Raw genomic sequence first — 8144 nt, forward strand, 5'->3', positions numbered from 1 at the left:
ATCCCTCGTCATAGCGTCGCTGCTGGCGGCTACGGCCCTCGCAGCATGCAGCAAGAGCAGCGATGAATCTGCGGCACCCGCTGCGTCGGACGCGGCCGCCACTTCGAGCGCTGCTTCTATCGAAGCGCCGCCTGCTGCTGCCGCCTCGGGTCCTGCCGCTGATGCTGCAGCTTCTGCTCCGGCCGCCGCTGCTTCTGCTCCCGCCGCCGCTGCTCCTGCTCCTGTGCCCGCCGCTCCGGCCGGAGCCGGCGGACATGCAGGGTTACCGCACGGCGCAAGCCATTAACGGCGATCGCGGTGGCGATCTGTCAGCCAGCGCTCCAAGGCGTCTTGCAGCGCGTGTACTCAAGTTGATAGAGAGTCGTATCTGGCGCCGTCGCGCCCGCTCCGGGCAATGCCGCAAGTCCCGAAACAAAACGGTCGGTAGCTGAACGGACATTGCCTGCCCGGCACCCTTCGACCAGCACGATCCATGTCGGTACCTTGGTGCCCTCCGAACGCGCCTTCTTCTCCGCCGTTTCGACTTTGCTGATCGCTTCGTCTGCAAGGCACAGATGCACGCCCGTGATGCCGGGTAGGTCCACGAGGGGCGGAAGGACCCGCTGACGCAAACCCTTCACGACCTCTGCCCGTGCATCCGATGGCACGTCGAAGCGCACGGTCATGAGATAGGCACCCTGCCCAACGCCGTCGGAATAGGCGACGTGACAGATCGAGCGTGCGACGTTTCGGAACGAAGCGACAACCTGCTTCGTCCAAGGCGTCGGCGTATTCAGCCGAGAAAGGTAGTCTTGCGCGCCAAGCACCTCGACGGTGTCGGCCTCGTAGAGATTGAAGTACTCGGGACCCGCATCCAGTGCCATGAAGCGCCGTCCGCGCCTGAAGCCCGGGATGCCGGCGCGTTCGGGCATGTGCTCGCGGTTGTGCCACTCGTAGAATTCATCCTTCGCTTCCGGCAGCAGGTCATGCCAGATTGCGACGACGCCCGTTCCAGCAAGGCTCATATCTCCTCCCTTGTGAGATCGAATCGTCTTAGACTGCCGACGGATACTCGCCGCGACCCCAGGCTGCGCCCAGAGCGTCCGCGTACTGCACAACCTTTTGTGCCTGCTCGCCAAGCCCGCTGCCACCGAGCGTCATGGTGTCGCCTGCTTTCAGGAAGACAGGCGGCTTCTGACCGAGGCCCACGCCGGGAGGCGTGCCCGTAATGATCACGTCGCCAGCCATCAATGGCATGAAACGGCTGAGATACGCCACGATGTGCGCGACGTTGAAAATCATTGTGCGTGTATTGCCGGTCTGACGGCGCGCACCGTTCACGTCAAGCCAAAGATCGAGCACCTGCGGATCGGGAACTTCGTCGCGTGTCAGCAGCCACGGACCCAGCGGAGCAAACGAAAATCCGCTTTTACCCTTGGTCCACTGCCCTTCGCGTTCGAGCTGATATGCGCGTTCCGAAACATCATTTGCAAGGCAGTAACCCGCCACATGGTCCAGCGCATCGGCCTCGTCGATTTGCCACGCCGGTTTGCCGATCACCACGCCGAGTTCCACCTCCCAATCGAGCTTTTGCGCGTCTACGGGCAAGACGACCGGATCGTTCGGGCCGCTGATGGAACCCGTATGCTTGTTGAACACCACAGGCTCCCGTGGGATCGGCGTGTCGGTTTCGGCAGCATGATCGGAGTAGTTCAGACCGATGCACACGAGATTACGGACATTGCCTATGCAGGCGCCGAGACGCGTCCCCGCCTCAACAACGGGTAGACGATCCAGATCGAGTTCCCTCAGCTTTGCAAGGGCGACTGGCGTGATAGTCGTTCCATCGATGTCGTTCACGATGCCGGTCAGATCGCGGATCGCGCCGCTCGAATCGATAATACCGGGGTGCTCATGACCAGGCTGGCCGAAACGGACGAGACGCATGTAGGACTCCTAACAAGACAAAAAAGTGATCGGCAATGTGCCGAGCTCGCCGAAGCCGATACGCAACTCGCGACCAACTGGCAACTCGAGAACGCCCGCGTAAGACCCGGTGATCACCGCTTGACCGGCATACAGCCCAAGGCCGCGGACACGAAGGAAATTGACGAGCCACACAATCGGCGCGAGCGCGCCCCGATCGGGGTGGCGTCCCATGAACGAGACCGTTTTTTCCCCGACGCGAGTCAGACTGAGGTCGAATTCCAAAGGAAGATCAGCCGGCGTGGCGCCATCGGGTAAGCAAACGCGGGGTCCAATGACAAGGCCCGCATTGAACAGGCCGTCTGCCAGTAGTTCGGGGAACGACAGCCTTTCCGGATGCGAGTAACGACTGCCCAGCAATTCGAGCGCGAGGTGCGTGTGTCCAAGAGCGTCGAGCACTTCGGCTTCGTTGTAGGGTTCGCGGCGAGGCGGCAGGTCGCGGTCCAGTAGACAGGCCAGTTCCGGCTCCGCTCTCACGGAGGCACGCGGAGGCCCACTCATGCGACATACGTCGCCTCGATGGACATCAGCGTCATAGATCGGCGCGGCGACGACTTTCTCCGGCTGCGGAAGTGCACATTTCCACGCGGCGATCCGCCGACCTAACTGATGGCTCACCTCTTGCTGGATTGCGAAACCGTCGTCCAGATTCGCAGGCAGCACTTCGACGGGCAGACGCTCTACGAGCACGCCTTTTTGGCGCGCTGTCACAAGAATGCTTGCTGCCTGTTCACGCCCACTGGCGATGGTCTCAGCGGCCTGCGTCGCGGCTGTCGTATTCACGCCGCCTCGCTTACATTCGCGCCAACGCTTTGACGCGGCCATACCGCGCCCAGCTTCGAAGCCGCTTCTTTCAATAACGCGTGGAAGTCGTCGTAGCGCTCGGGCCGAACTCGCATCACCGGTCCAGCGATGCTCATCGTGCCGAGCACCGTATTGTCGGACAGCGATCGCACAGCCACCGCCAACGCGGCAACGCCCGGCTCCGCCTCTTCTACGACAAGCCCGTAGCCGCGCTGTCGGGTCAGCTCCAACTCGGGGATCAACTGTTCGACGCTGGCGATCGCTTTGGGCCCAGATGCGCTGGCGGCGGATTTTCCGAGTCCACCTCGCAATGCGCATTCGATCGCCATGTCGTTCGGCATCGACGCGAGCCACGCTTTCCCGTTCGCCGTTGCATGCAAGGTGATAGGGCTATCCATGGACGGCGAATACATGAGGCCCGGGGCCGCGCCTTGAGAGGACGCCAGCCACGCGAGCGTCCCTTCACTTGCGACGGTTAGCCGAACCAGCTCGCGGCAGTGCGCCGCCACGTCATCGAGGATCGGCTGCACCAGGCCCGGCAAGCCGAGCCCATGCAAGTACCGCTGACCCAATAAGGAAAGTTTCAGGGTCAGACGGTATCGAGACGTGCTTTCGTCCTGTTCAGCCCAGCCCTGCTCGCACAACTGTGCCAGTACACGATGCGCGGGGCCTTTTTCCAGCTCGAGTTCGGCGGCGATGTCCGACATACGCATCCAGCGCGCCTCGCGTGCGAGCAACTCGATCGCTTGGAGCGACCGGTCCACTGCTCCCTTGACAACTCTCATAATGTGGGTAACATCCTTCCTATTGGAACGGTGTTACAACAATAAAAGAATGGCACCGGAAAGTCAATTACATGGAGACAGGCATGAACGCAAAAGCACCGGCCAAGCCCCACGGCAAGCGCCAGTCGACGCTCGCAGCAGCCAGTGGTTGGATCGGCTCAGCGCTCGAGTACTACGACTTTTTCATCTACGCGACCGCGGCGTCATTGCTGTTCCCCCAGCTCTTCTTTCCGTCTAGCAATCCAACGGTAGGCATCGTCGCGTCACTGGCCACCTTCGGCGTCGGCTACGTGGCCCGTCCGATAGGGGCGATGGTGCTCGGGCACGTCGGCGACCGTCATGGCCGCAAGACAGTGCTGATCTTCTGCATGCTCCTGATGGGTGCCGCAACGATGTGTGTCGGCCTCTTGCCCACCTACAAGCAGATCGGCATCTGGGCGCCCGTGTTGCTCGTCATCCTGCGGCTCATTCAGGGATTCGCGGTCGCGGGAGAGATGTCCGGCGCGAGCTCGATGATCCTCGAACATGCGCCGTTCGGACGACGCGGGTACTTTGCGAGCTTTACCCTCCAGGGGGTGCAGGCGGGGCAACTCCTCGCGGCAGCCGTCTTCTTGCCGCTCGCGCACTTCATGCCGAAAGATCAGTTTGCTGCCTGGGGGTGGCGCATTCCGTTCCTGTTGAGCATCGTCGTGATCATCGTGGGTTACATCATTCGGCGCGAGGTCGACGAGACGCCTGCTTTTGCGGAAGAGCAGGCACATGGAGAAGTTCCTCCTTCGCCGGTCGTCGAAGTCCTTCGCCAAAGTTGGGGCGACGTCTTGCGCGTTGTCGGCATGGCACTTGCCGCGGTCACTGCGCTCCTCGCGACTGTGTTCGGCGCAACCTATGCAGTCCAGCCGGCGTACGGTATTGGGTTTCCTGCCAGCGTCTTTCTGTGGGTACCGGTCCTCGGCAACCTGTGCTCCGTAATACTGATCCCACTCGTCGGCAACCTCTCGGACAAGATCGGTCGCAGGCCCCCCGTTATCGTCGGCGTCGTGAGCTCCGGGATCTTCGCTTTCGGCTACCTGTACGCCATCAGCATCCACAGTATCTGGCTCTCACTGGTCTTCTCATTGCTCATGTGGGGCGTCGCTTACCAAGGCTTCAACGGCGTGTTCCCGAGTCTTTTCCCCGAACTGTTCCGCACGCGCGTGCGTGTCTGCGGCATGGCGATCGGACAAAACGTAGGGACGACGTTGTGTGCCTTGCTGCCGTCGCTTTTCGTCGCCGTCGCGCCCCCGGGGTCCTCCAACATCCCGTTGAAGATCGGCTTTCTCACCTTCGGCATTTGTCTCGTCGCCGCGTTTGCCGCGTTCACCACCCGGGAAACGTATCGCATTCGCCTCGCCGATCTGGGAGACCGCAACGCGATTCCTGTACCCCAGGCCGAATATGAACGCCTGCGCAGTGAAGCCATCGCCGCGACGAGCGAGGATGCCGACGAACCGCAGTTTGCGAAGAAAGTGTTGCGGTCCTAACCCGCCGCCCGCCGCCTACTCGGCGTATCGACCGCGTTGGGGCAACACCCAAGTTGGACGCCGCATGCAAACGTGCACTTCGTTGCGCTACGCCGTTTCGAATGTGCTTGAATTGACTTTCGTTTTACATTGAACATCAAGCCGCAATGGAACCCCATATCTCGGGCACGACGCGACTCTATGGGTTGGTAGGCGACCCCCTCAGCACGGCGAAGTCGCCACGATTGTTGAACCAACTGTTTGTCGAACAGGGCGCCGACGCAGTTTGCGTTCCTTTCTGTATTAAGGCGGACGATCTGTCCGCCTTCGTTACGGGCGCAAGAGCGATCGGCAATCTGTCCGGCATGCTGGTCACGATGCCTCATAAGCAACGAATGCTCACCTTCGTCGATGAGCTGACCTCGACTGCTCGCCAAGCCGGCGCGCTCAATGTCATCCGCTGCCAAGCAGATGGACGCTGGGTCGGCACGATATCCGATGGCGTCGGCTGCGTTCTCGGGATGCAGCGGGAAGGTCACCATCCGGCGAACAAGTCGGTGCTTCTCGTCGGCGCAGGAGGCGCAGGTAGAGCGATCGCATTTGCCGTCGCGTCCGCAGGCGCTAGCAAGCTGACCATCTCCGATGTCGACGAGCACCGCGCCAACGATCTTGCGGCGTCTGTTGTCGCCGAAACCGGTTGTGCTACGCGTTCAGGGCCAGCGGATCCGCATGGCTTCGAGGTCGTGATCAATGCCACCCCGCTCGGCATGAACGCGAACGATGCCATGCCGGTCGACTCGCAGCGGCTCGAACCCGGCACCATCGTCGTAGACATCGTTAATGCGCCCGAGCCGACGCCGCTTCTCCGAGCCGCTCAGGCACGGGGATGCCGTACCCAGGACGGCGGTCCAATGCACCAGGGACAGGCTTCGTACGCGCTGCGCTTTCTTGGGTTCGACTACCGCCCCGATGGCGCCTGACGATGGGCGAGAGCTGAAATGAGCATCGAGGCAAAAGCGCACGAAGGAGAATATGCATGAAAGTCGCCTTGTTGGAGGCCAGTCATTGGCATGTCCCTCTGTATCTCGATGCGCTTGAAGCGCCCGGGATCGAGGTGGTTGCCCTGTCTGACGCGGAGCACGTGAAGGGCGAGGCGATTGCCGCACGATTCGGAAGCAAGTTGTACTCGTCGGCCTACGAGTTGCTTGAGCGCGAGGAGGTCGATTTCGCGTTTGTGTTCGGGCGACATTCCGAAATGCCGGCGCTCGCCGAGGCCGTGATCGCGCGGAACATTCCGTTCGCGTTGGAAAAGCCGTGCGGCGTCAACATGTCCCAAGTCACCCGGCTTCGCACACTGACCGAGGAAGCGAATCTTTATTGCGCGGTGCCGCTGATCTTCCGGATGAGCGAGCTGCTCCGCTCACTCGAAGAAGCGGAGGGGCGCATACCATCGGACTTTAATTACATGTCGTTTCGCTTTGTTGCGGGGTCGCCCAGTCGATACGAAGCCGCTGGCTCCGGTTGGGTAATCGACCCCGTGTACTCCGGCGGCGGATCGACAATCAACTTGGCAACGCACTTCATCGACTTGTTCAGATTGCTCACCGGCAAGGAGGTTGCCCGTGTCTCCGCCGTCATGAACTCGAGAACGCATGGAGGTGCCGTAGAAGACTATTCGCTGGTGACCATGCAAACCGAAGACGGCGTGATCGGCCTGGTGGAGACGGGATACAGCTTTCCCAGTACTGCCGACGAGCAGCGCGAATTTTCCTTCACTCTCGCTTCGGACCGCATGTACGTGAAGTCTGGTCCGGACCGAATCGAGATCCGCGACAGAAATAATCTTGCCGCCGGCACGCGCAGCCGCCGCCTTCAGCTCGAGACCGACGTCTACTACCCGTTGTTCGTCAAGCGCGTTCTCGCTGAAAGTCAGACGAGGGCAAAGCCGATTGCATCGTTGCGCGATGCGGAGCGGATGATGCAAGTCATGGATGCAGCCTACGCCTCGGCCCAACGAGGCGGAGCGTCTCTTCATCTAGATCCCGTTTCCTAATCAGTTCATGACCTCATATTCCAGCTATCTGCCTGACGATCTCGACGGTGCCCTGCTCGTTGGCCGCATGTGGCGTCAAGAGATCGATCCAGACACAAGTATCAACGATTACTTCTGCCACGGATCACGCACCTCGTCATCAAAACCAGCATGACGGATATCGGCCACATACCGATCGGCGACGTCGGGCGGCATCTTAGGGATGCGCTCGAACGCTTCGCGAAGTGTGACAGCCCGCGCTGGCGGATTGATCGTGCCAAGCACGGTGTTATTGCGGGTGATTGTGACCGACTCCCCCCGCGCTAAGGCGTCGAGCACCTGGCTCGTGCGCCGAGCGAGATCGGTCGCGGTTACAGTAGTCATGAAGATCCCCGGCGTCGTGCCGGCATGTACTCCCGCGCCGACATTGCCGGGCTGGCCCTCGCCTATTTGCAGGAATGTCTCGCGGTTGCCCGGGCAGAGGGGGCGACGCTGGGCGACGAGGTCCCGCAAGAGCTCGTCGAAGCATTCCAGAGCTACCCGACCGACCTCGGCACTTCGATCCTCGCCGACCGACAGGCTGGTCGCCCGCTCGAATGGGACTGCCGAAACGGCGTCGTGCGGCGACGCGGTCGATCGCATGGTATCCCTACGCCGATCAGCGATCTGGTCGTGCCACTTCTGGCGGCTGCGAGTGACGGACCCGTCTGACATTCGGGGACGGGACGCTCACCGAATTCCGGGAAGCTACTTTCGGCATGACATCGGGCATGGGATAACGGCTCGCATCGGCGCGGCGGTTCGACGTGCAATATCGGTCGTGCGACGAATGAACCGGCAATCGCGCAAGAAAACATTTTTCGGCGCAGGCCACAATATTTGCGCTCCTGAAACGTCTTCAGGCGCATGGAACCGCCACCCACCTCGTACCCGATGACCGACCGAGACACCGACATCACCGCAACGGTGGTGCGTGAGCGCACGAGGCTCGTCAATTTCATCCGGCGTCGAATACGCGACCCGGATGATGCCGAGGACATCCTGCAGGATGTCTTCCAC

The 8144-nt window shown here is 61.4% G+C and carries 8 protein-coding genes and 2 pseudogenes; 6 read left to right on the forward strand and 4 right to left on the reverse strand.

All coding sequences use genetic code 11. The annotated features are described in order from the left end of the window. On the forward strand, positions 1-286 hold a 286-nt coding region (locus VGL01_RS07450; RefSeq protein ID WP_331568221.1), incomplete at its 5' end, for a hypothetical protein. A gap of 22 nt (positions 287-308) precedes the next feature. Here the strand turns inward: VGL01_RS07450 and VGL01_RS07455 are convergent. The 4 genes from VGL01_RS07455 to VGL01_RS07470 are packed head-to-tail and all read right to left on the reverse strand — an operon-like array spanning position 309 to position 3554. Then, entirely contained in the window at positions 309-1004 is a 696-nt protein-coding gene (locus tag VGL01_RS07455) for a hypothetical protein (protein WP_331568222.1), read from the reverse strand. A gap of 28 nt (positions 1005-1032) precedes the next feature. Continuing rightward, entirely contained in the window at positions 1033-1926 is an 894-nt protein-coding gene (locus tag VGL01_RS07460) for a fumarylacetoacetate hydrolase family protein (protein ID WP_331568223.1), read from the reverse strand. Between the two features lie 9 nt (positions 1927-1935). After that, the gene (locus VGL01_RS07465) at positions 1936-2748 is read right to left on the reverse strand and encodes a 2-keto-4-pentenoate hydratase (protein ID WP_331568224.1); all 813 of its coding nucleotides are present in this window, start codon (positions 2746-2748) and stop codon (positions 1936-1938) included. Beyond that, positions 2745-3554 carry an IclR family transcriptional regulator gene (locus VGL01_RS07470; protein WP_331568225.1) on the reverse strand — a complete coding sequence of 270 codons (810 nt, stop codon included), beginning with the start codon at positions 3552-3554 and terminating at the stop codon, positions 2745-2747. Before VGL01_RS07470 ends, VGL01_RS07465 begins: the two co-directional genes overlap by 4 nt. A gap of 83 nt (positions 3555-3637) precedes the next feature. On the opposite strand from VGL01_RS07470, the gene VGL01_RS07475 reads away from it, so the two are divergent. The 5 genes and pseudogenes from VGL01_RS07475 to VGL01_RS07500 form a co-directional block, all read left to right on the forward strand. Beyond that, positions 3638-5074, forward strand: coding sequence for an MFS transporter (locus VGL01_RS07475; protein WP_331568226.1), 1437 nt, complete (start codon positions 3638-3640; stop codon positions 5072-5074). 146 nt (positions 5075-5220) lie between these two features. After that, complete coding sequence (locus tag VGL01_RS07480) at positions 5221-6033, forward strand: shikimate dehydrogenase (RefSeq protein WP_331568227.1); 813 nt, start codon at positions 5221-5223, stop codon at positions 6031-6033. A 56-nt stretch (positions 6034-6089) separates the two neighbouring features. Then, positions 6090-7106 (forward strand): Gfo/Idh/MocA family oxidoreductase, encoded by a 1017-nt coding sequence (locus tag VGL01_RS07485; RefSeq protein ID WP_331568228.1) that lies wholly within the window; start codon positions 6090-6092, stop codon positions 7104-7106. A gap of 375 nt (positions 7107-7481) precedes the next feature. Continuing rightward, positions 7482-7796 (forward strand): annotated as a pseudogene (locus VGL01_RS07495) (ketopantoate reductase C-terminal domain-containing protein); the annotation flags it as partial. A 195-nt stretch (positions 7797-7991) separates the two neighbouring features. After that, a pseudogene (locus tag VGL01_RS07500) lies at positions 7992-8144 on the forward strand (RNA polymerase subunit sigma-24); the annotation flags it as partial.

The sequence above is a fragment of the Trinickia sp. genome, assembly GCF_036503415.1.
Classification (GTDB): Bacteria; Pseudomonadota; Gammaproteobacteria; order Burkholderiales; family Burkholderiaceae; genus Trinickia.